This is a genomic window from Lacrimispora xylanisolvens, assembly GCF_002934545.1.
In the GTDB taxonomy this organism is placed as follows: domain Bacteria; phylum Bacillota; class Clostridia; order Lachnospirales; family Lachnospiraceae; genus Lacrimispora; species Lacrimispora xylanisolvens.
Genome location: NZ_PTJA01000010.1, coordinates 174,624 through 200,748 on the forward strand (window position 1 = coordinate 174,624; position 26,125 = coordinate 200,748).

The window sequence follows — 26,125 nt, forward strand, 5'->3', positions numbered from 1 at the left end:
TCTCCTTCAAACCTTTTTCTATTGGGCAGCTGTATATGCCTTCAGACACAAATTGCAGTTCTGCTTTTCTTCCACCCGCTCCCACACTTTGCCGTCAGCACTGATATAACCCTCCCCGTCAGATAAATCTACAAAGGTTCTTCCGTCCCCTGCATCATATTCAATGGCTGCAGGGTGAACTGTATCGGGAGTGGTAATTTTCACAATTACTGCAAACCGCTCTCCCTTTTTTAATTTCAGTTCCTTTTTTGTTTTTTTATCAAATGATACGGTATAATAACCGGCATTTTCAAACGCCCCGTCTGTCAGGAAAATCTTCCGGTCGAACTCATTCCCCTCTGTAATATCAGATTCTTTTCCTGTCTGACGTACTGCGTAAATCTCATAAGAAGTACCAGGAGCTGTAGCATAAAATCCTACCGCCTTTAAATACTGGGATTCTTCTGCTTCATAGACATTGGAAAACCATGCGGTATCATTCCCATAGCCCAGCTGGCCAACCCAGCCCCGTAAATCCGACTGATAGATTCTGTCATATCTGCCCGGATCTTCTACTTCAGAGTATACAATGTTATTCATACCGATATTGGAATCATAATAGGATACATAAAAAAAGCCCTGGTCCCCGAATCCGTCTCCCCAGCTGTTCATGCAGATAAATGCACCATCACCATTTACCGGGACATTAAAATTCTCTCTGGAAAATCCATCATCCCAGCCAATAATTACGGAATCGTGATTGGGCGGTTCCGAGCCTATGTAGCAATAAGCGGACGCAGACTCATTATAACTGGCTGACTTACTCCTGTCTCCATTCATGGCGGTATAGAGGGAGCTCTGGACTCCTCCGTAACGAAGAACCGCCCGCTTAATCTTCTCGTAATCTTTCCCCGGTATCATCTGGATTTCCTGAACATGCTTTACCGCTTTAAGACCTTTGGGAGATGTTCCATCACCATAAGGATCCTCTGACTCCAGTACCGGTCCCTGCCAGGAAAGAAGGTATGCCATGGACATGGTATATTCTCCTCCTTCTTCCTGTGGAATACAAAACCCATTATTTAAGGACATATGGTCCTCGGACAAATCAAGTGATTCCTCTGGTAACAATCTGGCCTCCAATGCCTGTAACGATGCAAACGCCCAGCAGGTACCAAGGGAACCCTGATTTTTCACTGCCGGAGCGCGGCCATTTTTCCTTCCGTCATAGACAGCCGGAAGCTGCCCTGTATCTGGATTATCTGCCTGTAATGGTACAAAATAGTCCGCCGCCAGGACGGCTGCTGTGCACAACACAGCAAGAAAAAGGGCAAACCGGGTTTTATTTTTCAAACTCATCTCCTGCTTTTCTTTTCGGTGGCCTTGGCCCCATAAACTGATAGAAATAGGTCTTCATCATTCCATTATATATCTTACGGTTCTTATCTGCTTTTCTTCCGATATATCGTTCCGCATCCTCATATGCAGTAATCATGTACAACGACCACGCATCAAGAGCAGCATATCGCTCTCCAATCTGGCGGTAAAGCTTTGGAAGATTTTCCTTTTCCTCAAGACGCTCTCCATATGGAGGATTGGTAATAATAAAACCATATTTTTTCGGATGGCTTAACGCCTCCACGGAGCGCTGCTGAAAATGGATGAGGTGGTCCACACCGGCAGATTCAGCATTGGTTCTGGCTGCTTTTACTATCTCAGGATCGATATCATATCCCTGTATATCAACCTTTACGTCATTATCTACCAGATCATTGGCTTCATCCATGGTATCATACCAGCATTTTCTTGGGATAATGTTCTTCCAGTCTTCTGATAGGAAGGACCGGTTCATACCCGGAGCTATATTAGCTGCCATCATGGCTGCTTCTATTACGAATGTACCACTTCCGCAAAACGGATCCACCAGAATCCTGTCTTTGTTCCATGGTGTCAGCATGATCAGTGCTGCAGCCAGGGTCTCCGTAATGGGAGCCTTGCTGGTAAGGGTACGGTAACCTCTTTTATGGAGAGAATCTCCCGTGGTATCGATTCCTACGGTAACCTGATCTTTATACAGAAAAACACGAAGAGGATAGCTTGCACCATTCTCTTCAAACCATTCTACTTTATATGCACCCTTCATTCGCTCCACCATGGCTTTTTTCATAATGGACTGAATATCAGATGGGCTGAACAGCTTACTCTTGATGGAAGATGCTTTTGCCACCCAGAATTTTCCATCCGCAGGAATATACTCTTCCCAGGGTATTTTCTTAGTCGCCTGAAAAAGCTCTTCAAAGGAATCCGCATGAAAACTTCCTGCCTTTAAAAGCACTCGTTCTGCAGTTCTTAAAAATACATTGGCACGGCAGATAGCTTCGTCATCACCAAGAAACGTCACTCTTCCGTCTTCCACTAAGGTTATATCGTATCCAAGATCTGTTATTTCTTTCTTTAATACCGCCTCCATACCAAAATGGCAGGGAGCAATGAGTTCGTAAGTTTTTTTCACATTATTCTCCTAAGTTCATTTCTTTTACAATGTTACCATCAAAGTCCATAATCCTGAAGATCCGGTCTTCCAGCAGTGCATAGGTAGGAGGATTTCCTCCTTTTGGAATGGAAACAGAACCTGGGTTAAGTATGGTAATGTCTCCAAAGGTTTCAGCAGTCAGGATATGGGTATGACCGTGAAGCAGAATATCTCCCTTTTGCATTGGCAGAAGATTTTCTTTGTTGTAGATATGTCCATGAGTGGCATAAATAGTCAGGCCATTAATTGCAAACAACGCATAATCAGAAAGAACCGGGAATTCCAGTACCATCTGATCTACTTCCGCATCACAGTTTCCCCGGACATTATAAATCTGATCTTTATAACTGTTAAGCATGGAGATGACCTCTTTGGGTGCATATTCTTTGGGAAGATCATTTCTTGGTCCATGGTAAAGAATATCCCCAAGGAGGATCAGTCTCTCAGCTCCTGATTTTTTATATACATCTAACAGCTCCCTGCAATAATAAGCAGAGCCGTGAATGTCGGAAGCAATCATATATTTCATACGTATTTTCTCCTTTACTGTTTATCAGGTATATTTTAAGACCTGGAAGGTATATCTGTCAATGAATACCTATCCACGTACCATATATTTTCCCCTGTAATAGGAGATTCCATTAGCCAGATTGATGACATGATAACCCATTGACTCCAAATGTCTGCAAACATTCATGCTTTGTCCGCCCCTGGCACAATAAAAGATCAGTGTTTTATCTCTGGGCAGCTGGTTTCTCCAATAATCATACTCCTCATAAGGAAGATTGACTGCCCCCTTTAAATGTCCTTTTTGATAAGAAGATGAACTCCGAAGATCTATAATCATAATATTACTATTATATTCTATATATTGATCGACTTCCCATACCGGTATTGTCGTGAACATACTATCACCTGTCCTTTCTAGTAATAATATATTCCGAATTTTCCAGGATGCGAAAGGACAAAAAAAACGCGGGAAAGGACACGATGTCTCTTTCCCACGCCTTTTTTAATTTTGTCTGTTATTAAAATTTGTTCTGGCTGCTGTTACGGCTGGAATCACGGCTGGAATCACGGCTGGAGTCACGGCTGCAGTCACGGCTGGAATTACGGCTATCCTGCATCTTGTCCTGCATTTTATCCTGCATCTTATTCTGGCTGTTTGTACTCTTGTTCTTATTGTTGTTCTGGCTTGATGTGTAATTCTTAGAAGAATTATCCATATCGTTGTAGCTGTCATTATAATTATTCTTAGACATTTTCATACCTCCTGTGGGCGTTTTTTGTTACATGGTGTAGTATGGCGAATATCCGACAGAATATACTTGATTTTTTGTATTGGATAATTCTGAATTTTTTAGAATTGTTTTTAAAATAACTTTGCATTTTTACATAGCCTATATTATAATTTACTTGAGGAATATTATTCCTCATCCTTATTAATTATTTATACTCCCCTCAGAAGCAGCCGAATAGCTCCCCTATTCAGGCTGTTTCTCTTTGATGAGAAATCTGTGTATTTTATGCAATGCATTATTGATAAGTTTATTACGATTGTTCCATGCCATTATGGTAACATATCCCATTCAATGTGCAATTACTTTTGCTAACCCATCCATCGCCCGGCAAATACAAAAGACCTCCGGCAATCCCATGCCGAAGGTCCTATATCCCTTTCCAAAATCCGGTAATCCGCTATTCCATTAATCGCCAAGCACGTTGACAATCTTTACAGGTGTCCGATAGTTCCACGGAGATGTCTTAATACCTGTACTATAAGTTGAGGAATGTACTACTTCTCCATTCCCGATATACATGGCAACATGATTGATGGAGCTTCCGCTTCCGTAGAAAATCAGGTCGCCTGGGCGCATCTGATCTGCGCTCACGGATCTTCCCTGTGAAGCCTGTCCACCTGATGAACGGCTGATGGAAAGTCCTGCTGCATGCTGCATTACATATCTTGTAAATCCGGAGCAATCCACTCCTGTATGAGGATCACTGCCACCGTAGGAATAACGACCGCCTACGAACTGCAGTGCATAAGTAACAATGCTTTGTCTGAAATTAACGGTTGACTGAGCCTGAGCCTTCTCTTCCAGTGCTTTTAAAGTTTCTTCATCGGTTGCAGTTACAGTGGCACTTCCTTCTGCCGGTAAATAGCCATATGTATCGTTCACCTTAACTTTTAAAAATCCATCCCCCATATCTTCCACAACTTCAAAGGCGGATCCTTTGGAAGCGTTCATTAAGGGTTCTGTACCTTCTTCATCTTTACTGATTGTAACCTGATCTGTATTAACGGTTACCATGTAATTTCCAAAACTTAATCCTGGGCCGGATACCTCATCTGCTCTTACATCTGAAGGAACTGCAATGATCATTGTTCCACAAAAAGCCATAAGTCCTAACGTTTTCCATACTTTGTTTATCATCGGGAAATTTGCTCCTATTTTTACTTTTTGAGTTTCAAATGTTACGTAATTATTAATTTCATTACGGTTATTATACATTTATTTTATCTTTTCGTCAAGTATTATTTAAAACTGCACGAATTTAAAATTATATTAGTTTAAAACACTGACAAATTTCACAGGTTTGCGATACATGACGTTTGTTACGATAATTCCTGTTTTTTCGGTGGATGCATGGATTACTTTCCCATCTCCCATATACAAAGCGACATGATTAATGGATCCGTTTTTTCCATAAAATACCAGATCACCTGGACGGGCCTGATCATAACTTACGATTTTTCCTTCCCCTGACTGGGACCTTGCGCTGTGATCCAGCTCCACATCTGCGGTCTTTTTAAGGACATATCTGGTAAATCCGGAACAATCCACTCCAGTGCTGGGATTTACACCACCATATACGTAACGTCCACCAACGAACTGAAGAGCATAGTCCACAACTTCTTTCCGCTCCAGTGCAGACTCGTCCACTTTTTCCTGAGTTTTTTCGATCAATGTTGCAGAATCACTCCGTATGTAACCGTCGCCTTCCGGAACTTTCACCTTCAGCCAGCCATCCTTGGCAGGCTCAATCACCTCACAGGTCTGGCCTTCCAAAGCAGAAGTCACAACTGATCCGCCATCCTCCGCAGTGGTTCTGACTGATACAGGCTTGTCCAGTCTTGCATAAAGAGTTGTACTGGTTTCTACTGTGATTTCATCCGCTTTCGCCTCTGTCTGATAGTTTAAACTTAAGGTTGTTAAAAGTCCTAAAAGTCCCATGACCTTCCACATTCTGATTTTCATAACGAATCTCCTGTCTGCGTATGATAGCTGTTACCGCAAATATTTGACTTAAATATTACATAATTGTTACATTTTGAATTATATCCTCTGTTGCAGCTTTTGTCAAGCAAAAACGGCATTTATGACCACTCACAGTCATAAATGCCGTTATACTTTTGTAATATATTCCATTTATATTGTTACATATTAGTGACGTTATCGTTTCAATCCTCTTACAAACCAGTATATCAGGCCAATTAAAAGCAGTGGTCCCATCAAAGGTGCCAAAAGGCTGAAAATACCAGTAACGATGGTTCCCACAAGGAGGAAAAAAAAGACAATGGCGACTACTCCAAGAAGCTTCCAATACCATTTACTTAAATCATAATAATGCATCCCCCGTCTTTCCTGCCTGGGTTCCTCATATACATTCTGATCCTGTCCGGTAAAAGAACTATAAAAACCGCCGGTGCTGCTGCTTTCTTTTGCATTCTCACTGGCCTCTATAATCGTCTTGGCAATCAGTCTCGGGTCTCCAATTGCTTCGGTGACAGCTTCTTCCGAAGAGCCCTTTAAAACTTCTCCACGGATATATTCTTCGTAATATCTGATATTTTCTTCCACCACGCTTCCGGGAACCTCTCCTGTAAGGGTATCCCTTAAACGCTGTAAAAATTCCTGTCTGCTCATCTGAGCCTCCTTCAATAAAGTAAGTAACTTCCGACTATTTTACCATTTGACAGGGGTTCCGTAAAGAAATCTTATCTGAAAAAAATCTTAATTTTTCATAATGTGCCAGACTACTCAATACGTTCTTTTATGATTCCCTCCCGGTATGCTGCCACAAGCTCCTTTAGATCCTCAATTCTTCCTGTCAGTTCCGCCCCTTTATCCGTATCGGCAACCATCACCCGGCGTTTCATATTCTCAACAACCGAAACCTTTGGCGTGCTCTCCTTTTCCGGATCAAAAGGTTTGTGCTCTGCCAGAGCCAGGTGGTTGGAATTATAAATCAGTGTATATCCTGCAATTCCAGTCTTTGACTGATACGCCTTTGACAGCCCTCCGTCTATGAGAAACAGTCTGCCTCCAGCTTTCACCGGTGATTCTCCCTCTTTAATTTTTACCGGGACGTGACCATTTATAATATGGGCACTTTCTCCGGAAAGCCCGAATTCACTTAATATTTTCTCGCAGTATTCTTCCTTTATGCTTAAACGGTAATATGGATTCATGGGTTCCATATGGGTCTGATGATCTTCAATAAAGTAATGTTCAAAGGTGGTCATCTTACCTTTTCCATATACCGGGGACTTGGCTCCGCACCATAAATACCACATGAAATCTCTGGCATCTCTGCTTTCCTGGGTGTGTTCCGGAAGAAAGTAAGCATTCTGAATCTTATTATCAACATAATCCATGAGAGCTTTTCCTGAATAGGACGAGCCTTCCATACAGATTTCTTCAAATGTACCATCTTCCCGCATGGGAATGCACCCATGATAGAGGAGATTGGAATTATAGCATTTGTACATGCTTCCATGGGAATAGAGGAAACGCACGTGACGGTGAAGCAGTTCATTATGGAGAAATGAAAGCTGCAGCGTACGCAAAAGTTCCTCTTCCTCTTCGTTTAGTGTCAGCGGACTTGCCGGATCAATGGTGGGAAACGATGCATCAAGTAGAGGATATTCCTTTCCCTCTATGGTTACAGTTCCCTTATTGTAATCGATGGCATTGAGCAAAATTCTGTCATTCATTTCATATTCCGGGTGACGCTTTATAATCTGCCCTTCCACTTTAAACTGAATTATGGCAATTGCCTTATGCATCTTGGCTGCCAGTCCCGGGTCCACCGCATCGTAAATATTTTCATCAAGAATCTGGGGTGAAAAACGCTCACAGGGGTCGTTGCGGTATACTCTGGCAGCAAACATGGAAAGCGGTCTTAAATTAATTCCATAACCATCCTCCAGAACATCGAAGCTGTTGTAGCTGATGGCAATTCTTAGAACGTTGCAGATACAGGCCAGATTCCCTGTTGCTGCTCCCATCCATGAAATATCATGGTTTCCCCACTGAATGTCCACATCGTGAAATTGTAAAAGCTCATTCATAATCATATCTGCTCTCGGACCGCGGTCAAAAATATCTCCGATGATATGAAGACAGTCAATGGTTAAATTCTGAATCAGTTCACAAAGAGCTATGATAAATTTATCTCCAATCCGAATATCAATAATGGATCTGATGATTTCGCTGTAGTATACCCGTTTGTTGTCATCGTTATAATCAACATGAAGAAGTTCGTCTATGATGTAAGCAAATTCCGGTGGCATCTTTTTTCTGACCTTGGATCTGGTGTATTTTGAAGATACAACCTTGCAGATCTGCACCAGACGGTAAATTGTCACCCTCAGCCAGTCATCATCTGCCTGCCCGCTAAGCTCCAGCTGATTCATAATGCGGTCGGGATAATAAATCAGGTTTGCTAATTCCACTTCCTCTTTTTCGGGTAAGATATGACTGAACGTTTCAGAAATCTTTTCCCGAATCACACCGGAAGCGCTCCTTAACAAATGGATAAAGGCCTCGTGTTCCCCGTGCAAATCACTGAAAAAATACTCAGTCCCCTTGGGAAGTCCCTGAATTGCAGTCAGATTAATAATCTCACTGGAAGCCGCCCGGATGGTGGGATATTCCCTTGCCATAAGCTTTAAATAAGCCAAATCTTTCATAAATACGTTCTCCCTTTTTTGACACAGTTGCATTGCTTTGAATTTTATAGTATCATAAAAAACGTCAATTTTAAACCCCTTTCGCCCGACGGCCGTCCATGGCCGGCCAGGCTATGAACGTAAAACCGGGAACACCCCAGAAAAAGGAGATACAGATGGAACAATTATATGTTTTCGGAACTGGCAATGCCGCTGCCACCAAATGCTATAATACCTGCTTTGCCTTAAAAGATGACGAGGAATATTTTATGATTGACGCCGGAGGCGGCAACGGAATCCTCTCTATATTAGATGACTTGAATGTGGATCTGTCTCACATTCACCATATATTTGCAACTCATGAACACACCGATCATATTCTTGGTATTATCTGGGTGGTGCGTTTTATCGGAGCCAGAATCAAATCGGAGAACTACGATGGGGATCTAAATATTTACAGTCATAAAAATCTGGTATCCGTAATTGATACTCTCTGCCGCCTCACTTTGCAGAAAAAATTTTATGATCTCATTGGAACCAGGATTCATTTAATTCCGGTGGAAGACGGAGAAACCAGATCCATACTTGGATATGACATCACTTTTTTTGATATTCATTCCACAAAAGCAGAGCAGTATGGATTTACCACAACTCTGCATAACGGAAAGCGCCTGTCCTTTTGCGGTGATGAGCCTTATAACCCCAAATGCCATGAATTTGTTAAAGGAACCAGCTGGCTGCTCCATGAAACTTTTTGCCTTTATAAGGACCGGGAAGTATTTAAGCCCTACGAAAAGCATCATAGTACAGTCACCGATGCCTGTAAACTTGCAGAGGAATTAAAGGCAGAGCATTTGATTTTATGGCACACTGAGGATAAGAACTTAAAAAACAGAAAAGAGCTCTATACCAGTGAGGGAAGTCCTTTCTTTTCCGGTGAACTTCTGATTCCGGAAGACAAAGAAATTATTAAACTTTCCTGATAAAAAAATCACGCTCGTCCCCGGCACTGCATATCATATAACAATAGAAAAAGCAAAGGAGTTTCTCATATGTTGTGCCCGGGCGGCTTTACCCCTTACCGTGACGTCGACTGCAGAGACCTGGCTATTTTCTATGAGGCCACCAGGGATTTACGCGGCACTACCTACAAGCCCTATCTGGTGGCAACACAGGAAGCCAGGGGAGTCAACTTCCGATTTATCTGCAACTCCACGATTATGACCAGACCTCCTCAGAATGCAATCACCATGGTTTGCATTTTTAAACCCTTTTGCAAAGAACATGATAAGGCCAGGGCGGTTGTGACGAGTATCTGTAAAATGGGATGCTACAATTGTTATTAAATATAAATCGGAACGGTTTTCGCACCGTCCCGATTTTTTAATTGTACCAATTTTTTTAGTATGCCATACGGTAAATCTCTATCATATCTTCTCTTCCAAGCTCGTGGATTCCTGTCAGGGTTTTTTCTCCCTTTGAAGAGCATTTATCAGCCATAAGTAAGAAATCCTCCTGGGTAATGCCGGAATTTAATTCCCGTAAAGAAACCGGCATATCAAGACTTTTAAAATATTCTTCCAGCCGGTCGATTCCCTTTAATGCTGTATAAACCGGATTTTCAAAATCCATCTCCTGGTTAAATACCCTTACAGCCAGCTGGGCAAATCTCATTGGTGCATCCTTACATACGTATCTGGCCCAGGAACAAAACAGGGCAGATAAACCGGCACCGTGGGCGATATCAGGATATAACCCTGAAAGTTCGTGTTCCAGCTGATGCACCTGCATGAGATAATCTCTTCCAAGACCGGTCAATCCGTCATGAGAAAGGCTTCCGGCCCACATAAGGGTTGCGCGCGCCTCATAGTCTTCCGGATTTTTATCCGCCTTCTCTCCTGCTTCCATTACAGAGGTCAATAGACCTTCGGCAATCCGGTCTGTGAGAGGAGTATCTTTCGTAGGTCCTCCCAGATACCGTTCCAGTGTATGCATCATAATATCCACCGTTCCGCAGCCAGTCTGAAACTTATTCACAGTAAAGGTCAGCTCAGGATTCAGCACAGCAAACAGTGGCCGGTGTGTGGGGCTGTTAAATCCTCTTTTTAAGCCTTCCTCTTCTTTGGTTATGACGCAGGACAAGCTGGTTTCGCTTCCGGAAGCAGACAGTGTCAGAATATTTCCGTGAGGAAGTGCCTTGTCAGGTACGGCTTTTTTCATAAAATAATCCCATGGATCAACATCCGGATTTAATACCCCGTCAGCCATGCATTTCGCAGAATCAATCACACTGCCTCCCCCCACAGCAAGAATAAACTCAATGTTTTCCTTTCTGCACAGGTTAATTCCTTCCAATGCCAGTCCAAGACCAGGATTAGGCCTTACTCCCCCAAGCAGTACATATTCAATTCCATGACTCTTTAAGGAATCTTCAACCTGATCTAAAAGACCGCTTTCCTTTACACTACCTCCGCCAAATTGAACCAGAATCTTTTTAAATCCATATCCGGCAATTAATTCTCCAATATTTTTATGGGTGTCACGGCCAAAAATCACCCTTGTTGGTACGCAATATTCAAAATTATTCATTTAGAAACCTCTCTTTCTCCATCAAATCCATTCTTAGCTGAAATTATAACATGAACCCTCCTTTTTTCCAAGACTGACTCTCTTTCCACCTTTTCCGTCATAAATTCTGTCCTTTTTGCATATCTTATATGGGAAAGCCAAAGAAAGCTGCTTTCCCTTTTCACATGCATCTAACATGGAACGACAAGGAGAATTCTTATGAACCCATTCAAAAAGAGTTTTACATCTTTCCCAGTGGCAAGGCATCATCTGATCATATACATTGAAGTAGTCATTCTTACGTTTCTTTTAGTCTCCCTTTTTTTTATTTCTCCCGGTGGCAGATTCTCTTTTCCAGTTGTAAACCAGGAGGGGAAGGCCAGCTCTTCGGAAGCAAAAAAATACATTAAATGGGTGGATTTTAATGTAACTGCAAGAGCCATGCAGGAAGCCTTCCGTTATGATGTCAATACCTGCCAGTCCCAGGTTCATTTAAACTGGGTGGATTTGCTTGCCTATCTGGGGGCCAGATACGGAGGAGACTTCTCCAGATATTCCAGCAAAGATTTAGATTCACTTGCCGAACAGCTTCTCTCCGGAAAAACCATGGAAGAGCTGACAGGCAAAATGAAATACTATTCGTATTACCGGGAGGCCTATGGAGCCGTGTTAGACGGTCTGGTTGGGCAATATGAAATTCAGATTCCTTCCGCCAATGCACCGCTTTACGCTACGCCGGACTTATTACCGGACGGTTCGGTCAATCCGGATAAAGTCTGGGTGACAAAATACGGTTTGAAAGGATTTTCTCCCATTGCCAAAGGATTTCCCTACAACGATTTTGACGATTTCGGGACTGCAAGATCCTACGGATTCAAACGCCAGCATCTGGGTCATGATATGATGGGTCAGGTTGGAACCCCGGTTATTGCAGTGGAAAGCGGCTATGTGGAGGCGATCGGCTGGAATCAGTACGGTGGCTGGAGACTTGGTATTCGAAGCTTTGATGGAAAACGCTACTATTATTACGCCCATTTAAGAAAAAATTATCCCTATCATAAATCATTAAAACAGGGCGGTATCGTAAACGCCGGAGACGTCATCGGATATATGGGACGGACGGGATACAGCCGGACAGAAAACACCAATAACATTAACCAGCCCCACCTTCATTTCGGACTTCAGCTGATCTTTGATGAGTCCCAGAAAGAAGGAAACAACGAGATCTGGGTAGATTGCTATGAACTGACCAAATTTTTGTCTATGAACCGGTCTGAAACAGTAAAAAATCAGGAAACCAAGGAATACAGCCGGGTTTATAATATGAAAGATCCTGGCATTCCAGAGAATTTCATCGCACCGCCGCCCCCTCTTGAAGAGGAACAGTAAAAATGAAAGCAGCTTATTTACGGGTTCTAGAAATCATTCCCGTAAACAGGCTGCTTTTTATGGCAGATACATTTATTTCCAGGTTAAAAAATGGTATAATTAAGGACAAATTATGGGGAAGGGGATTCATATGGAAAAGCAAATCAGCTATGAAATTCAAAATGAAACAGGGTACACTTTTAAGAATCATGCAGATTTTTGTGTAGGAACCGGAAGAATGGGATTAACTCTGCAGCAGCAGTATCAGGAACAGTTAAAACTGGTGCAGGAGCAGATTGGTTTTCGCCATATCAGAGGACACGGAATCTTTTGTGATGATATGGCAATTTATCAGGAGTATACGGATGAATCAGGTAACATCAGGGCAGAATATAACTTTACCTACTTGGATATGGTCATGGATGCCTATCAGGCTCTTGGGATTAAACCTTTTTTAGAGCTTGGATTTATGCCTCAGAAAATGGCTTCCGGCGATCAGACCGTGTTCTACTGGAAAGGAAATGTCACACCCCCGAAAAGCTATGAGGCGTGGTCAGATCTGGTACAGGCAGTTCTTTTGCACCTTTTTGACCGCTACGGGAAAGAAGAGGTGGTGACCTGGCCGGTAGAGGTATGGAATGAGCCAAATCTTCCAGGATTCTGGAAAGGGGCTGACAAAGAGGAATATTTTACTTTATTTCAGAAGACCTATTATGCTGTTAAAAAAACTGACAGCCGATTTTTAGTTGGAGGCCCGGCAATCTGCGGGGTTGACGACGTTCTCTGGCTGAAGAAGTTCCTGGAATTTTGCAGTGCACAGGGGTTAAAACCGGATTTCATCACACGCCACCATTACATGTGGGATAAACCGGAGCAATGCGGTCATTACAGCTACGGTTCCTTAAGAGATCCCCAAACCGCCATGGAGGAGCTTAAGGTTTCCCGGGAAATTATAGACAGCTTTGAAGGATTTCAGGGGCTTCCCATGCATATAACAGAATTCAACACTTCCTACAGCCCTGACAGCCCGATTCACGACACCACAGTCAATGCAGCTTATGTGGCATGGCTTTTATCAAAGCTGGGTGATCTGTGTGAATCCTATTCTTACTGGACCTTTGGGGATATTTTTGAGGAAAAGGGGGTTCCATTTACTCCATTTCACGGTGGATTTGGACTGGTGGCAAACGGAACAATTCCCAAACCTACATTCTGGACTTTTGCATTCTTTAAAAAGCTTCAGGGCAAATGCATCCACCGTTCTGACGAACTGATTGTAATGGAAAAAGAGGACGGAAGCTACTGCGCAGCCGCCTGGAATCTATGCCTTGGGCAACGGGAATGCCTGCGCCTTTCTTTAACATTACCGGTAAACGAAGACGGAGAATATTGCCTGCTTACAAAGACAGTTGATGAAACTCATGGAAATCCGAGAAAAATCTGGCATGATATGGGAGAACCTTCCTGGCTCTCAAAAGAAGAAACAGAGATACTAAAAGTTAGTGCACAGCCGTTGATTCATACAGAATTAATAAGTGCTTCCGCTTTGGCTATTTCCTTTTCTATTTCACTGCAGCCATGGGCAGTTATGTGGTTTCAGCTAAAGAAAATAAAACGAAACGGGGACCGGGGTTATGATTACTGCCGCGGAGAAACCCCCGCGGCATGTGCAAAAAATCAATAAATTTTATCCCTTAACGCCTCCGATTGTAAGACCCGTGACAAAATACCGTTGTAAGAACGGATAAAGACAGACGATAGGCAGCATGGTAAGTATGGTGGCAGCAGAGCGGACCGAAGTGGGCGTTACAGCTGCCACCGCATTCTTCATGGATTCTACAGAATTACTTTGATTACTTACAGATGACAATAACTTCATCAGTTCATACTGCAATGTGGTCAGATTGGCATTCATCCGATTATAGAGCATGGCATCAAACCAGGAATTCCAATGTCCTACTGCACAGAATAATGCAATGGTTGCATATACCGGTTTGCATAAAGGTGAGATAATTTTTGTAAATATAACCAGATCTCCTGCTCCGTCTAACTGAGCCGATTCTTCCAGGCTATCAGGAAGCCCTGCCATATATGTCCGGATTACCATCATATTAAAGGCTCCCACCATTCCAGGAATTACATAGACCAGAAAGCTGTTGGTAAGGCCTAAGCCCTTATATAAAAGAAAGACAGGAATCATTCCACCGTTTACGTACATGGTAATAACCCAGAATAAGGAGAGCTGTCTCTTAAAAAGAAAGCGTTTCCGGCTTACGATATAAGCAAGAAGGGCATTGGCTGCCAGTGCAGTAAGGGTGCCGATCACCGTCCTTGCAACAGTTACATAAGCTCCCACAAGAAGATTTTTTTTATGAAGTACTGTAATATAATTCTGAAGTGTCCATTTTCTGGGCCATAAATACAGCCCACCTCTCAGAGCATCGGTCCCGTCATTAAAGGCCAGGACCATTGTGTTCCAAACCGGATAAAGGGTAATAATCACAAACAGAACCATGAATATTGTATTAAGGAAAACAAATACCTTATTACCCAGTGAATTTTTCCTTCTATGTAACATTCTATGATTAATCATATCCGCCCCCCCTTAGAATAAGCGTTCTTCGCCGGCCCGCTTTGCCATCTCATTTGCAATTAATATAATGGAAATACTTACCACACTTTTAAATATTCCAGCTGCAGTGCCCAGAGAATAATCTCCCTGACTGATACCCCATTTCAAAACGTATATATCAATGGTCTGTGATACACTCTGAACCAGTCCGTTTCCTAACAGATACTGAACTTCGAAACCGGCATTTAAAACATTTCCTGCATTCATTAAAAGAAGAATAATAATCGTAGGCTTTATTCCAGGCAGCGTGATGTATTTAATTCTGGCCCACCTTCCCGCTCCGTCTATGGCCGCCGCTTCATAGAGAGATGTGTCTATGGCTGTGATGGATGCCAGATAGATAATGGCATTCCAGCCGGTTTCCTTCCAGACATTGGCAAAGGCAACAATCCACCAGAAATATTTCGGATATGCAAAAAAATTCAGAGGTTCCTTTAGCAGATGAAAACGAAGCAGAAGATCATTGACGATCCCCGTCCCAGAAAGAGCATCGTGCAAAATGCCGGTAACAATAATCCAGGATAAAAAATGTGGAAGATATGATATTGTCTGCACAACCTTTTTACCGCCCTGTGATTTTACTTCGTTTAAGAGAATTGCAAACACAATAGCTGCAACCATGGTAGTGACTAAATTAATGACTCCCATAGCCAGCGTATTTCTGATGACATGGATAAATCCATCATCCAGAAACAGCTGCCGGAATTTTGCAAGCCCTATAAATTTTGAGTGGAAAAAACCTTCCTTCGGCTTATAGTTCTCAAATGCCATGAGCCAGCCGGCAAGAGGCAGATAACAGAATATAAATCCGTAAATCACATAGCCTGCAGACAACAGCAGGAGCACTTTCTGTTTTTTTACTTCTTTCCAATTGATACGTTCTTTTTTAACCTTTCCAATGGATGCCATAGTATCACTCCTTTGCTAAAAAACAGGCTGGTGCAGATATCTATGAATGCACCGCCTGTTTTCTACTATTTAATTTGCTGCCGCTTCTTCTGCAATTTTAATTCTCCTGTCTACCTCCGGCTGTACTTCATCAAGAAATGCCTGTGGATTGCAGGTCTCATAAGCAGTTAAATATTCTTCCCAGCCAGCTTCAAAATCAGGCGCCATGACAACCTTTGGTAAATACTCATGTTTTAATTCTCTCATCTTAATCCATGCGGTTCCGCCAGGTGTTGCGGTAGTCATGGTTCCAACAAACGTGTAAATCGGATACCAGGGTCCAGGAATTTCATTTTCTCCTACCATATCTACATAGGTTTTGCAGCCATATGCCTGAAGGCATTCCTGTACATTCTTTGGAAGACCATCCAGGAACTCGTTGGGCTGCAGCTCCGGTTTTGCTGCATTGATCCCATCCTGGCTCATTCCGCCCCAGACCGGGAAATAGGAATAAGGACATAAATGAGAGGCTTTGTATGCAGTATTGGTAACTTTCATACGAATTTCAGGTGTCCGGTAGAATAACCCATCCTGATCCACCATGTAATCCACATCCTTTTCTCCCCAGTTTCTGAGAGTGATCACTTTTTCACTTAACAGATCATCTACGAATTTCAAGGCTCCTCTGACATCTTTACAGCTTACAGTAATGGACAGACCAGAACCTACATTTAACGTATCCCCGGAGGTATGCCATCTGTTTTTTATTCCTTTGTCAATGGTAATCGGAAGGGGTACATAATTACAGCCCTGGTCTTCCAGCCCCTGCTGCTTGATTGCATCATTAACGTGCCCATAAAAATCCCACCACTGGTCAATCATTCCAAGTACACGGCCTGTGGAAAGCTTTGCAATATATTCATCATAGATCTGAGTAAAGGATTCCGGATCAACGATTCCCTTTTTAAATTCTTCATTCAGCTTCTGGAAATAACGTTTTGCCGTAGGTGTCGTATTGTAATCAATTACTTTCTTTGTCTCAGGATCTACAATACAGCTTCCATCATTGGGATATCCGTCCAGGAACAACGGAGCATTCTCAAGGCAGAAATATCTCCAGTCATCACATAATATCGTGTATGGAATGTTCTTTGTTCCATCCTCCATGGTGGGATTGGCTTCCTGATAACGCTCGATTAAGTCAAAATATTCATCCATGGTGGTGATCTTCGGATATCCGGCCCATTTTAGCACACGGGTCTGAATCCAGAAGGCCTCATCGTTGTGAGTGGTCTGCATATCCTTTTCATAGCTGTTGTTGAACTGAGGGATCCAGTAGATATGGCCATCAGACTGACGCAGCTGTTCCCATTCCAGCTTGGTAAAGAAATTCTTGATATTGGGATAATCATCAATATAATCATCAAGTGCGACCAGTGCTCCTGCATCATAAAGCTGGCTGGTTCCGTCACTGCCGCATATAAAATCGGGATATTCTCCTCCTGCTATTAAGGTTCCCACAGCTTCTTCTGCTGTCTGTCCCGTCAGCCAGGTTTCCTTTACTTTAGCTCCTGTAATCTCTGCAATTTGCTGTTGAATCTCATTGTCATCATTGATTTCGTCTCCCGGTACAGCAAAGAAAGCGGTAAATTCTTTGATCCCCCCGTTCGCCTCTTTGGCTGTACTGCTGCCGGTAGCTGCTGTCCCCTTAGAGCAGCCAGTCAGAGTTTGCAACACCATGGCACCGATCACAAGCAGAGCTGTAAACTGTTTTTTTCTCAACGTCATATCCTCCCTTTTTTATTTTATATTAATAGTTTACTTCAAAGCTTTGTTTTCACAACTGGAGAAAGCTAATAAAAACACAGGGGTAATTATAGAAACAGTTTCCATAAACTGCCCTATTTCACTCTATTTTCCCCTCCCTTTCTAAACTTTGACGGTGTACAACCCTTAACGGAAATAAAACGGTTCACAAAGTAGTCCAGGTCCCGGTACCCGACCTCCTCCGCAATCTGGTATATTTTAAGATCGGTTCTTAACAGCCTGACTGCCGCCTGCTCAATACGGCAGTTATTTAAATAATCCTTAAAGGACATTCCATACTTTTTCCGGAACAGCTGACCTAAATAGGCGCTGTTTAAATAATATTTATTGCTGTATTCTCTCAGTGAGAGATTTTTTGCGTAATTTTTTCTGATATCCTTCTCCACCTCATGGAGTATATCCTTTGATACATGCTTTCGCAGCTGTTCCAAGTAAGCCGCATACTCACAGGATAACCGGATTAAATGCTCTTTTCCGCCTCTGAGCATATCTCCTTCAAAGACATTTTCACTGATATAAAGCATGATTTCTTCCTGGTTTACATATCCGTCCTGCTCGGATGCCAGATGGATCAGCTGGAATAAAAGATAGTTAATATTCAAATTAACCGTGTCCATGGCAAATCTTAAATGATTCATTTCTTCATAAAGCCGCTCTACGCTTTCTTCAATTCTCCCCCGTTCATTCTGCTCTACTGCAAACAGCAGATCATCCAGATACTGTTTACATAAAACGATCCCATTGTTATTAACCTGTACCTCTTTTTCATAATAATAGATGGGCTGCTTTTTTCGAAAGGCCTGAAAAGAGCGGAGAATTCTGGCTGCCCCATAGGAATTTGAGATTTTTGAAATATCATTTACCTTTTTTCCTACCAGCATGACAACCGGCAGGCTCATGGCATCCTTTAAGTACTTTCTAAACCGCTCCAGATACGCTTTCTGAGTCTCCCCTGCATTTTTTGCCATATAATCACAATATATAAAACCAATATCATAGGTTTTTTCATGACTTGAAACATCAAAAATACAATGATCCCCATCTTCTTTTAAAAACGCAAGGCAGGCACGGTAAAGTTCTCTCTGCTGGTTTCGCTTTTCCTCATCCATCAGTTCTTCCATCTGCTCAATATTGTCAATTTCAATGTCCACGTAACTGATTCCTTCCGACCATTGCATCTGTTCTCTGATATAATCCAGATTAATCTGGTCGTATTTCCCAAAGATAAGAGATATCATGTTTCTGGCAAGATATGCCTTCTCCATCTTGATTTTGTTAAGCTGCTGCTTTTTACTGCCCTGTCTCTGATAATTCAGCCGGTGCAGCACCCGGATCAGTTCTTCTTTCACAACCGGCTTTAAAATATAATCAAAGCATTCAAATCGAATTGCCTGCTGGGCATAGGAAAAATCGCTGAAACCGCTTAATATGATAAAATCTGCACGGGAAACCTTATCTTTTCTCAATATCTCCAGCAGCTCCATTCCTGACATGACAGGCATTTTAATATCTGCAATGATTAAATCCACCTGATTATTTTTCAGGTATTCAAGTGCCTCCATACCATTTGCAGCCGTTTTGACAATCTCATAGCCTTCTTGCTCCCAGTCAATCAGTACCTTTAATCCCTGAACAATAAATGGTTCATCATCCACTAATAAGACACGTATCATAGTTCCCCCCCATTATTTCCAATGTTTAATACCGGAATTTTTATTGTTACCATGGTTGAAATTCCCGCTTCACTTTCTAACTCAAAGCTTACCGTATTATCCGTTGCCATTTTAAGCCGCAGGCAGGCATTTAATATACCAACTCCTTTCTTTCCTTTTAGCATATCAATGCTGGCATGGTTCATCTTGTTTCTTAATTCATTCAAAAATGACTCTTCCATTCCGTCCCCGGTATCTTCGATTTCAATATAAAACATTTGATCTTCTAAATATACATGGACAAAAATCCAGCCATCTGCTGTTTTACTCTCAATGCCATGAATACAGGCATTTTCAACAAATGTAACAATGGTCAGCTTTGGAATCCGGTAATCCATACATTCTTCCATAATATCAAGCCGGTAAGACAGCCGGTCTCCAAAACGGTACTTCTGCAGCTGCAAATATGCCTCTACAAATGAAATCTCTTCCCTTACTGTGATAAAATCCGTACCCCAGTCAAAGTTCTGGCGCTCCATGATTGCCAGCCGTTCCACCATGCTGGCGGTTTCTGTTTCATTTTTAAGCAGACTGTGCATACGGATGCTCTCCAATGCGTTAAACAGGAAATGGGGATTTATCTGGCTGTGAAGCGCTAAAAGTTCCGCTTTCTGCCGTTCGATATCCATCTCCTGTTCTTTTAAACGGTTAATATAAACAGTCTGGATTAACTCATTAATAGTAGCCACCATGCGATTATAATTGCGCATTACAATTCCAATTTCATCTTCTCCCCTGATGTTGTCAATCTTCATAAGCTTTTCATCATCAATGCGCTTAAAGGCCTGACTCAGCTCCTTCAGCCGTTCGGTAAAGGATTGGTTGATCGCTATCATAAATCCCAATGGAAGCAGGATGTTTATAAAAACCAGCAGGATGAACAGGGGAATATTCTTTAACATCTGCCTTACGATTACTGTCTGGGGCTTTAGAACATAAATTGTCAGCTCTGCCCCGTAGGAAGCAAAGTTCATTTGATAGCCCACTTTTTCCTGCAGATCAAAGGTCTCAAAATCCTTCCATTGTCCGTAATTACCCTGATTGGACAAAATGATTTTATCATTCCAGCATACATAAACCGGGGCCTCGTAATTCATTTTTACAAAGCTCCGTGCCATGGTGCTATAGTCTATATCCATTTTTACAAGTTTTTCACAGCCATCTCTTTTGTAAAAATTCAATCTCCTGATAAAGGATATTTTCCGTTTGGAATCTACAGTGGGAATTCTGCTCTCATCATAATACATATAAAGCACTCCATCCCTGCTGGAGCCCTTTAAATACTGGTACCACTCCTGTTCTTTTACTGTGGAAAGCTGTTTAAATTCCCCTCCGCTTACAATGGTGGGATTGTCCGCATACATGGTAATGGAAGACGCTGTCGTTCCGATGCTGCTTTCAAACAACGAATCTTTCATAAAAGCCTGATAACTTAAAAAATAGTCCAGCTCCGACTCAAACTGTTTATCCATGAACTGGTTCACATATTTGTTCATATATATTTTTTTTGTTGTACCGGCTGCTTCTTCTATATCATAGAAAAAATTGTATTTTACCGCATTTGCGATATTCTCCATGCCCTTTTTCATGGATGCACTTTCTGATGCGATAAATATGGCAACAATCACACTATCTGTTATAAAAATTGGTAGAAGAACACTGTATATGTAAAGTATCCTAAGCTTTTTCTTCAATTTAAAATCATCTAATCTGCTGCTGATCCATTTTAAAATATGCCTCATCCCTGGTCCCCCTGTTAACTCTTGTACAATCCTATTATACCTCTTTCTATTAATTATACGGGATAAACTTTTTCTATCCTCCTGACAAACTATATAAACTATCCAGACAAAGTTCGATTCTGTGGAGGAAATACAAAAAAGCGTATCAGACGGTACAAAATAAGTCTGATACGCTTTCCATATTTTATCTGATTATTTTACTTTTGGCTGCTGCTGAGTAATACAGTGAATATTTCCGCCTCCAAATGCTACCTCTTCGGTACGTACTCCCACTACCTTCCGCTCTGGGAACATTTCCTGAATCTGCTCTAACGCTAATGCATCATTTTCATCACCATACTGGGGAACAATAACACCGCCGTTTACAATGAGGAAGTTCATATAGGAAGCGATGGAGATTTCCCCATCTTCTCTTGGAAGAGTTCCTTCTACCATATCAATGGAGTCCGCACCGTTTAACCGTACTGGCTCTTTTGTAAGGCAAAGCTTGTGAACCTTCAGCCTGCGTCCCTTTGCATCAACTGCTTCTGAAAGAGTTTTGTAAGCAGCCTGTGCTTCTGCATAGAACGGATTTTCTTCATCCTCTGTCCAGATGCAGGCAACCTCACCTGGTCTTACATACTGGGCAACGTCATCGATATGGCCGTTGGTTTCATTTGGATCAATTCCGTCTTTAATCCAGATCACTTTTTCACAGTTTAAGTACTGACAGAGCATTTCCTCTATCTCTTCTTTTGTCATAAGAGGGTTGCGGCCCTCACTTAACAGGCACATCTCAGTTGTAATTACAGTTCCCTCACCGTCTACATGGAAGGATCCCCCCTCCAGTACAAATCCTTCTGTCCGGTAGGAATCAATTCCTTCCAGATCACATACTTTCTGCGCTACCAGATCATCCTGATCCCATGGGAAGTACAGTCCGTCAACAAGTCCGCCCCAGGCATTAAAGGTCCAGTCACATCCTCTGATTCCGCCTTTGTCATTGATTACAAAGGTTGGTCCGCAGTCACGAATCCAGGCGTCGTTGCTGGTTACTTCTACCACACGAATGTCAGATGGCAGATGTGCACGGCAGTTCTGAAACTGGGCTGGTGACGCACATACGGTAACCGGCTCAAACTGACGGATTGCTTTTGCAACCTGGGCAAATACGGTCTGTGCAGGCTTTGCACCGTTTCTCCAGTTATCCGGTCTTTCCGGCCAAAGCATCCAGACTCTTTCCTGTTCTTCAAATTCTGCAGGCATACGGTAGCCGTCCTGCTTCGGGGTTGTATTTTCAATTCTCTTTGCCATAATAAATACCTTCTCTCTTATTTATCTCTTTTTCTGTTAACAATTACTTCACCGATTATAATGAATATTACCGCACCTATGGTGATTGGGAGTTTCGATGACAGAGTCTCTGCATCAAAGCTTAATGGAATTGCTGTAAAGATCAGTGCAATCACAATCAGTATCATAGGCAGACTTGCTAATATCTTTAAAAATAACGGACTGCCTGGAACTTTAAACGGCCGTTCTGTATCTGCATCTGTCTTTCTCAGCTTAATAAATGCAGGAAATACAGGCAGGTAAGAAAGCAGAAACATAACCAGGTTCAGTGCGAAGAAACTCCAGAATAAATCCTCATTTGGCATAAACGGAGCAATAATAAGAACCAGGCTGGCAACCAGGCCGTTCATAACTGCTGAACCGATTGGCATATTTGTTTTTTTGCTGCGTATTTTAAATACTCCGGGCATATCTCCATTTTCCGCGGAATAAGCGGCCACATTGTTTACTCCCAGTGACCAGGAAATCATATTTCCAAAAAGCGTAAGCAAAAATCCAATTGCTACAGCAATTACAATCACGCCTCTGGTTGAACCGGTTAAAATCTGAACACTTGCAACAAGTCCCGTACTGGTGCTGATCTGATCGGAAGGAATTGCAACTCCGATTCCAAATGCCATAAAGATGTAAATAGCTGCTATTACCAGACCTCCTGCAATGATTGACTGGGGAATCTGCTTTTTCGGATTTTCCATATCTCCCGCAAAGGTACAGACTACTTCAAATCCAAGGCAGTTAAACAAAATTACGGATATATAGGATAAACTGTTTAAATCAAATTTGGGAAGCATGGAGGATAAGGTGTATTCATTTGCTACACCATGGGTTACGGCTCCGTAAATACCAAGTATTCCTAACGTAACGGCAATTAAAATTTTAATTGCAGCTGCTCCATTTAAAATCCACGCACTGTCACAAATTGAATTAAAACTGATTAATACGATGATCCATACAAAAGCCAGCTCGATCAGTAAAGATGGAACAAGTCCCATTTCGGTTCCTGTCAGCAAACTGATAACATTAGGGAACATCAGCGCCAAAGAAGCCATCCAGAGAGGAAAATTAATCCAGTAATACCACGATACTCTTCCTCCCCACTTATTTCCAAAAGCCTTTGATACCCAGTCATACATTCCACCGTCCCCTTCATAGGTTGTACCAAGTTCTGATGAAATCAGGCCATATGGCAGCAAGAATGTAATAAGCAGAAAGATCCACCAGAAATACTGGGAATTACCGATTGCTGCTACCGGTGCTGCTGCTTCTGCCACAAATACCACACAGATTACGGTCATTATGGCATCGATTAAACGAAATTTTTTCTTTGGCGCTTCTGACATGGTGACTCCCCCTTATCTGATATGTCTCTCATCCATGAATTTTTCTAACTGCTCTTTTGCTGCTGCGATCTGCAGTTCGCTTGCTGCCTGCTCTCTCTGATACTGAGTAAAATAAACCAGCAGACCTCTCATTGCAGTCAGACGGTTACCTGCCTCTAAGAATGCAATGGAACTTTCGCTGTCAAGTACCTCATCGGTCACGTCTTCTCCTCTTGTAGCAGGGAGACAGTGCATGAATTTGCATCCGATATTTCCAAGAGACATTAAATCTCTGTTTACCTGGTAATCTTTAAATGTAGCAACGCGCTCTTCCTTTGGAGTCTCATTCTCATAAAGGCCATACCATACATCGGTATAAATGAAGTCTGCACCTCTTACGCTTTCACGGTTATCGGTTACTTCCCATGTGCCGCCTGATATCTTGCAGTTTTCTTCCATGATTTTTTTGTGTTCTTCCAAAAGCTGGTTCTTTTTGGGGCCATAATGTACAAAGTGCATGCCAAGCTTTGTTGTGATGAATCCAAGGGAAGCACATACCTGAGTGCCGTCTCCTACGAATACCACCTTGCAGTCTTCCAGTTTCTTACCTCTTGGAAGATGCTCTACGATTGTACACAGATCGCCGATTTCCTGTGTCGGATGGTTATAGTCACTCATTGCATTTAATACTGGAATTGAACTTGCACTTGCCAGTTCCACTACGCTCTTATGCTCGATGACACGTGCCATAACCACATCGATCATCTGGGATAAAACTCTTCCTGTATCGCCGATGGTCTCATGACCGCCAAGCTGAATCATGCCAGGTCCTAAGTACTGGGCATGTCCACCAAGCTGCTCCATTGCTGTTTCAAAGGATACACGGGTTCTTGTAGAAGACTGCTGAAAGATCATTCCAAGTGTCTTTCCCTTCATAAGGGGTGGATTGTAGCCTGCCTTAATGCTTTTTTTGATCTCTAAGGAAAGATGAATGATGTCTAACAGTTCCTCCTTTGTAAAATCATTGGTGTCAATAAAATGACGAATTCCGTTTGCTCTCATGGTGAATCCTCCTGTTTTTTATTTAATTAAAAGTGAATACAGTTCCGGTTTTCCCGTCCAAAGCTTCAATTGCCTTATCCAGAGAAGTGATAATTGCTTTCTTGGAGGGATTGGATCTTACAAACTTCATGGCTGCCTGCACCTTTGGAAGCATACTTCCGGGAGCAAACTGTCCCTCTTCGCAATATTTATTTGCTTCATAGATACTTAAGTGATCCAGATCCTTCTGATCCGGTTTATTGTAATTAACTGCAACCTTCTCTACTTCAGTCAGAATCATAAGGATGTCTGCTTCTACCTGTTCAGCCAGAAGCTCTGCTGCAAAGTCCTTATCAATTACTGCTGCAGTTCCGCAAAGACAACCAGCCGGATGTTCAATAACCGGAATTCCGCCGCCTCCGCAGGTAATTACGATTGCTTTTGGCCAAAGCTCTTTGACTGCATCAATTTCCACAATTTTCTGCGGAAGGGGTGATGCAACAACTCTTCTGTATCCCCGGCCTGCATCTTCCTTCATTACGTATCCTTTTAATGCTGTCAGCTCATCGGCTTCTTCTTTTGAATAAAAAGGACCAATTGGTTTGGTTGGATTCTGGAATGCAGGATCTTTCTCATTTACTACAACCTGAGTCGCAATGGTGACTACGGGGAAATTCTGATTTCTCTTATTCAGTGCATACTTCAGCGCCTGCTGCAGATGATATCCGATATATCCCTGTGACATGGCTCCGCACACATCAAACGGCATTGGCGGTGTTACATCCTTTGCTGCTTCGGATGCCATAAGAATTCTTCCGACCTGGGGTCCATTTCCATGTACAATGGCCATTTCATACCCGCGTTCGTTCATTTCTGCAATATACTCACAAGTCTTATGAACGACTGAAAGCTGAGCCTGCGCTGTTGCTTCTCCTTTTCCTGACTGAAGGGCATTACCGCCTAAGGCAAGAACTATTTTTACAGCCACTGGTGAAACCTCCTTTATTTTGTTTTTGCTGTGATTGCCGATGTGAATCGCTCTCACAAGACGAAAATAGCAGTTTTCGGACCGGTTGAGAATGTAGCTAATGGGTAGAATTTTATAACACTTTTTACCATTTTACACATAAACTTTTCTAAACTTTTGTGCATTTTGCACTAATGTTTTGTCGTTTTTTGTAATTTCGCAGTTGAAAAAAGTTTTTATTTTGTTATACTGATAATA

The 26,125-nt window shown here is 42.3% G+C and carries 23 protein-coding genes; 4 read left to right on the plus strand and 19 right to left on the minus strand.

Translation table 11 applies throughout. The annotated features are described in order from the left end of the window. Positions 1 to 18: 18 nt before the first annotated feature. The 9 genes from BXY41_RS18285 to BXY41_RS18325 form a co-directional block, all read right to left on the minus strand. Complete coding sequence (locus BXY41_RS18285; RefSeq protein ID WP_242980243.1) at positions 19 to 1,275, minus strand: lectin like domain-containing protein; 1,257 nt, start codon at positions 1,273 to 1,275, stop codon at positions 19 to 21. 46 nt (positions 1,276 to 1,321) lie between these two features. Further along, complete coding sequence (locus tag BXY41_RS18290) at positions 1,322 to 2,491, minus strand: THUMP domain-containing class I SAM-dependent RNA methyltransferase (RefSeq protein ID WP_432765523.1); 1,170 nt, start codon at positions 2,489 to 2,491, stop codon at positions 1,322 to 1,324. Between the two features lies 1 nt (position 2,492). Then, positions 2,493 to 3,041 carry a phosphodiesterase gene (gene yfcE / locus BXY41_RS18295; protein WP_104438303.1) on the minus strand — a complete coding sequence of 183 codons (549 nt, stop codon included), beginning with the start codon at positions 3,039 to 3,041 and terminating at the stop codon, positions 2,493 to 2,495. Between the two features lie 69 nt (positions 3,042 to 3,110). Beyond that, a complete protein-coding gene (locus tag BXY41_RS18300; RefSeq protein ID WP_104438304.1) occupies positions 3,111 to 3,419 on the minus strand; it encodes a rhodanese-like domain-containing protein in 309 nt (102 codons plus the stop codon). Positions 3,420 to 3,540: 121 nt separating this feature from the next. Next, positions 3,541 to 3,774: a hypothetical protein gene (locus BXY41_RS18305; RefSeq protein WP_104438305.1), complete on the minus strand. Its 234-nt coding sequence runs from the start codon at positions 3,772 to 3,774 to the stop codon at positions 3,541 to 3,543. Between the two features lie 444 nt (positions 3,775 to 4,218). Then, positions 4,219 to 4,950: a C40 family peptidase gene (locus BXY41_RS18310; protein WP_104438306.1), complete on the minus strand. Its 732-nt coding sequence runs from the start codon at positions 4,948 to 4,950 to the stop codon at positions 4,219 to 4,221. Positions 4,951 to 5,082: 132 nt separating this feature from the next. Next, positions 5,083 to 5,775: a C40 family peptidase gene (locus tag BXY41_RS18315; protein ID WP_104438307.1), complete on the minus strand. Its 693-nt coding sequence runs from the start codon at positions 5,773 to 5,775 to the stop codon at positions 5,083 to 5,085. Positions 5,776 to 5,970: 195 nt separating this feature from the next. After that, positions 5,971 to 6,444, minus strand: coding sequence for a DUF1700 domain-containing protein (locus tag BXY41_RS18320; RefSeq protein ID WP_104438308.1), 474 nt, complete (start codon positions 6,442 to 6,444; stop codon positions 5,971 to 5,973). Positions 6,445 to 6,554: 110 nt separating this feature from the next. After that, the gene (locus tag BXY41_RS18325) at positions 6,555 to 8,492 is read right to left on the minus strand and encodes a fructose-1,6-bisphosphatase (RefSeq protein ID WP_104438309.1); all 1,938 of its coding nucleotides are present in this window, start codon (positions 8,490 to 8,492) and stop codon (positions 6,555 to 6,557) included. A gap of 149 nt (positions 8,493 to 8,641) precedes the next feature. Here BXY41_RS18325 and BXY41_RS18330 point away from each other — a divergent pair, with 149 nt between their 5' ends. Both BXY41_RS18330 and BXY41_RS18335 read left to right on the plus strand, forming a co-directional pair. After that, positions 8,642 to 9,454, plus strand: coding sequence for an MBL fold metallo-hydrolase (locus BXY41_RS18330; protein WP_185140373.1), 813 nt, complete (start codon positions 8,642 to 8,644; stop codon positions 9,452 to 9,454). A gap of 69 nt (positions 9,455 to 9,523) precedes the next feature. After that, positions 9,524 to 9,817 carry a hypothetical protein gene (locus tag BXY41_RS18335; RefSeq protein ID WP_104438311.1) on the plus strand — a complete coding sequence of 98 codons (294 nt, stop codon included), beginning with the start codon at positions 9,524 to 9,526 and terminating at the stop codon, positions 9,815 to 9,817. Positions 9,818 to 9,872: 55 nt separating this feature from the next. Here the strand turns inward: BXY41_RS18335 and BXY41_RS18340 are convergent, their stop codons facing one another. Then, a complete protein-coding gene (locus BXY41_RS18340) occupies positions 9,873 to 11,060 on the minus strand; it encodes an iron-containing alcohol dehydrogenase (protein ID WP_104438312.1) in 1,188 nt (395 codons plus the stop codon). Positions 11,061 to 11,258: 198 nt separating this feature from the next. Here BXY41_RS18340 and BXY41_RS18345 point away from each other — a divergent pair, with 198 nt between their 5' ends. Continuing rightward, positions 11,259 to 12,428: a M23 family metallopeptidase gene (locus BXY41_RS18345; RefSeq protein ID WP_104438313.1), complete on the plus strand. Its 1,170-nt coding sequence runs from the start codon at positions 11,259 to 11,261 to the stop codon at positions 12,426 to 12,428. Between the two features lie 130 nt (positions 12,429 to 12,558). Then, the gene (locus BXY41_RS18355; RefSeq protein ID WP_104438315.1) at positions 12,559 to 14,091 is read left to right on the plus strand and encodes a GH39 family glycosyl hydrolase; all 1,533 of its coding nucleotides are present in this window, start codon (positions 12,559 to 12,561) and stop codon (positions 14,089 to 14,091) included. A 3-nt stretch (positions 14,092 to 14,094) separates the two neighbouring features. On the opposite strand, the gene BXY41_RS18360 is transcribed toward BXY41_RS18355, so the two are convergent. The 9 genes from BXY41_RS18360 to arcC form a co-directional block, all read right to left on the minus strand. Further along, positions 14,095 to 14,985 carry a carbohydrate ABC transporter permease gene (locus BXY41_RS18360; protein ID WP_242980244.1) on the minus strand — a complete coding sequence of 297 codons (891 nt, stop codon included), beginning with the start codon at positions 14,983 to 14,985 and terminating at the stop codon, positions 14,095 to 14,097. A gap of 27 nt (positions 14,986 to 15,012) precedes the next feature. Next, entirely contained in the window at positions 15,013 to 15,948 is a 936-nt protein-coding gene (locus BXY41_RS18365; RefSeq protein ID WP_104438317.1) for an ABC transporter permease, read from the minus strand. A 69-nt stretch (positions 15,949 to 16,017) separates the two neighbouring features. Continuing rightward, positions 16,018 to 17,709 (minus strand): type 2 periplasmic-binding domain-containing protein, encoded by a 1,692-nt coding sequence (locus BXY41_RS18370; RefSeq protein WP_104438318.1) that lies wholly within the window; start codon positions 17,707 to 17,709, stop codon positions 16,018 to 16,020. Positions 17,710 to 17,828: 119 nt separating this feature from the next. After that, positions 17,829 to 19,427 carry a response regulator transcription factor gene (locus BXY41_RS18375; protein WP_104438319.1) on the minus strand — a complete coding sequence of 533 codons (1,599 nt, stop codon included), beginning with the start codon at positions 19,425 to 19,427 and terminating at the stop codon, positions 17,829 to 17,831. Further along, positions 19,424 to 21,208: a sensor histidine kinase gene (locus tag BXY41_RS18380; RefSeq protein ID WP_104438320.1), complete on the minus strand. Its 1,785-nt coding sequence runs from the start codon at positions 21,206 to 21,208 to the stop codon at positions 19,424 to 19,426. Before BXY41_RS18380 ends, BXY41_RS18375 begins: the two co-directional genes overlap by 4 nt. A gap of 192 nt (positions 21,209 to 21,400) precedes the next feature. Then, positions 21,401 to 22,501 (minus strand): agmatine deiminase, encoded by a 1,101-nt coding sequence (gene aguA, locus BXY41_RS18385; protein WP_104438321.1) that lies wholly within the window; start codon positions 22,499 to 22,501, stop codon positions 21,401 to 21,403. Between the two features lie 17 nt (positions 22,502 to 22,518). Then, on the minus strand, positions 22,519 to 23,880 hold the full coding sequence (locus BXY41_RS18390; protein WP_104438322.1) for an APC family permease: 1,362 nt from the start codon (positions 23,878 to 23,880) through the stop codon (positions 22,519 to 22,521). A 12-nt stretch (positions 23,881 to 23,892) separates the two neighbouring features. After that, positions 23,893 to 24,921, minus strand: coding sequence for a putrescine carbamoyltransferase (ptcA, locus tag BXY41_RS18395; protein WP_104438323.1), 1,029 nt, complete (start codon positions 24,919 to 24,921; stop codon positions 23,893 to 23,895). Positions 24,922 to 24,943: 22 nt separating this feature from the next. After that, complete coding sequence (gene arcC / locus BXY41_RS18400) at positions 24,944 to 25,888, minus strand: carbamate kinase (protein ID WP_104438324.1); 945 nt, start codon at positions 25,886 to 25,888, stop codon at positions 24,944 to 24,946. Positions 25,889 to 26,125: the final 237 nt, after the last annotated feature.

Bases quoted from the DNA above. Each gene is read 5' to 3' on its own strand.
- BXY41_RS18315 (WP_104438307.1), bottom strand. From the start codon at position 5,775: ATGAAAATCAGAATGTGGAAGGTCATGGGACTTTTAGGACTTTTAACA.
- ptcA (WP_104438323.1), bottom strand. From the start codon at position 24,921: ATGAGAGCAAACGGAATTCGTCATTTTATTGACACCAATGATTTTACA.
- aguA (WP_104438321.1), bottom strand. From the start codon at position 22,501: ATGGCAAAGAGAATTGAAAATACAACCCCGAAGCAGGACGGCTACCGT.
- BXY41_RS18375 (WP_104438319.1), bottom strand. From the start codon at position 19,427: ATGATACGTGTCTTATTAGTGGATGATGAACCATTTATTGTTCAGGGA.
- BXY41_RS18390 (WP_104438322.1), bottom strand. From the start codon at position 23,880: ATGTCAGAAGCGCCAAAGAAAAAATTTCGTTTAATCGATGCCATAATG.
- BXY41_RS18325 (WP_104438309.1), bottom strand. From the start codon at position 8,492: ATGAAAGATTTGGCTTATTTAAAGCTTATGGCAAGGGAATATCCCACC.
- BXY41_RS18305 (WP_104438305.1), bottom strand. From the start codon at position 3,774: ATGTCTAAGAATAATTATAATGACAGCTACAACGATATGGATAATTCT.
- BXY41_RS18360 (WP_242980244.1), bottom strand. From the start codon at position 14,985: ATGTTACATAGAAGGAAAAATTCACTGGGTAATAAGGTATTTGTTTTC.
- BXY41_RS18380 (WP_104438320.1), bottom strand. From the start codon at position 21,208: ATGAGGCATATTTTAAAATGGATCAGCAGCAGATTAGATGATTTTAAA.
- BXY41_RS18300 (WP_104438304.1), bottom strand. From the start codon at position 3,419: ATGTTCACGACAATACCGGTATGGGAAGTCGATCAATATATAGAATAT.
- yfcE (WP_104438303.1), bottom strand. From the start codon at position 3,041: ATGAAATATATGATTGCTTCCGACATTCACGGCTCTGCTTATTATTGC.
- BXY41_RS18355 (WP_104438315.1), top strand. From the start codon at position 12,559: ATGGAAAAGCAAATCAGCTATGAAATTCAAAATGAAACAGGGTACACT.
- BXY41_RS18340 (WP_104438312.1), bottom strand. From the start codon at position 11,060: ATGAATAATTTTGAATATTGCGTACCAACAAGGGTGATTTTTGGCCGT.
- BXY41_RS18345 (WP_104438313.1), top strand. From the start codon at position 11,259: ATGAACCCATTCAAAAAGAGTTTTACATCTTTCCCAGTGGCAAGGCAT.
- BXY41_RS18310 (WP_104438306.1), bottom strand. From the start codon at position 4,950: ATGATAAACAAAGTATGGAAAACGTTAGGACTTATGGCTTTTTGTGGA.
- BXY41_RS18365 (WP_104438317.1), bottom strand. From the start codon at position 15,948: ATGGCATCCATTGGAAAGGTTAAAAAAGAACGTATCAATTGGAAAGAA.
- BXY41_RS18320 (WP_104438308.1), bottom strand. From the start codon at position 6,444: ATGAGCAGACAGGAATTTTTACAGCGTTTAAGGGATACCCTTACAGGA.
- BXY41_RS18335 (WP_104438311.1), top strand. From the start codon at position 9,524: ATGTTGTGCCCGGGCGGCTTTACCCCTTACCGTGACGTCGACTGCAGA.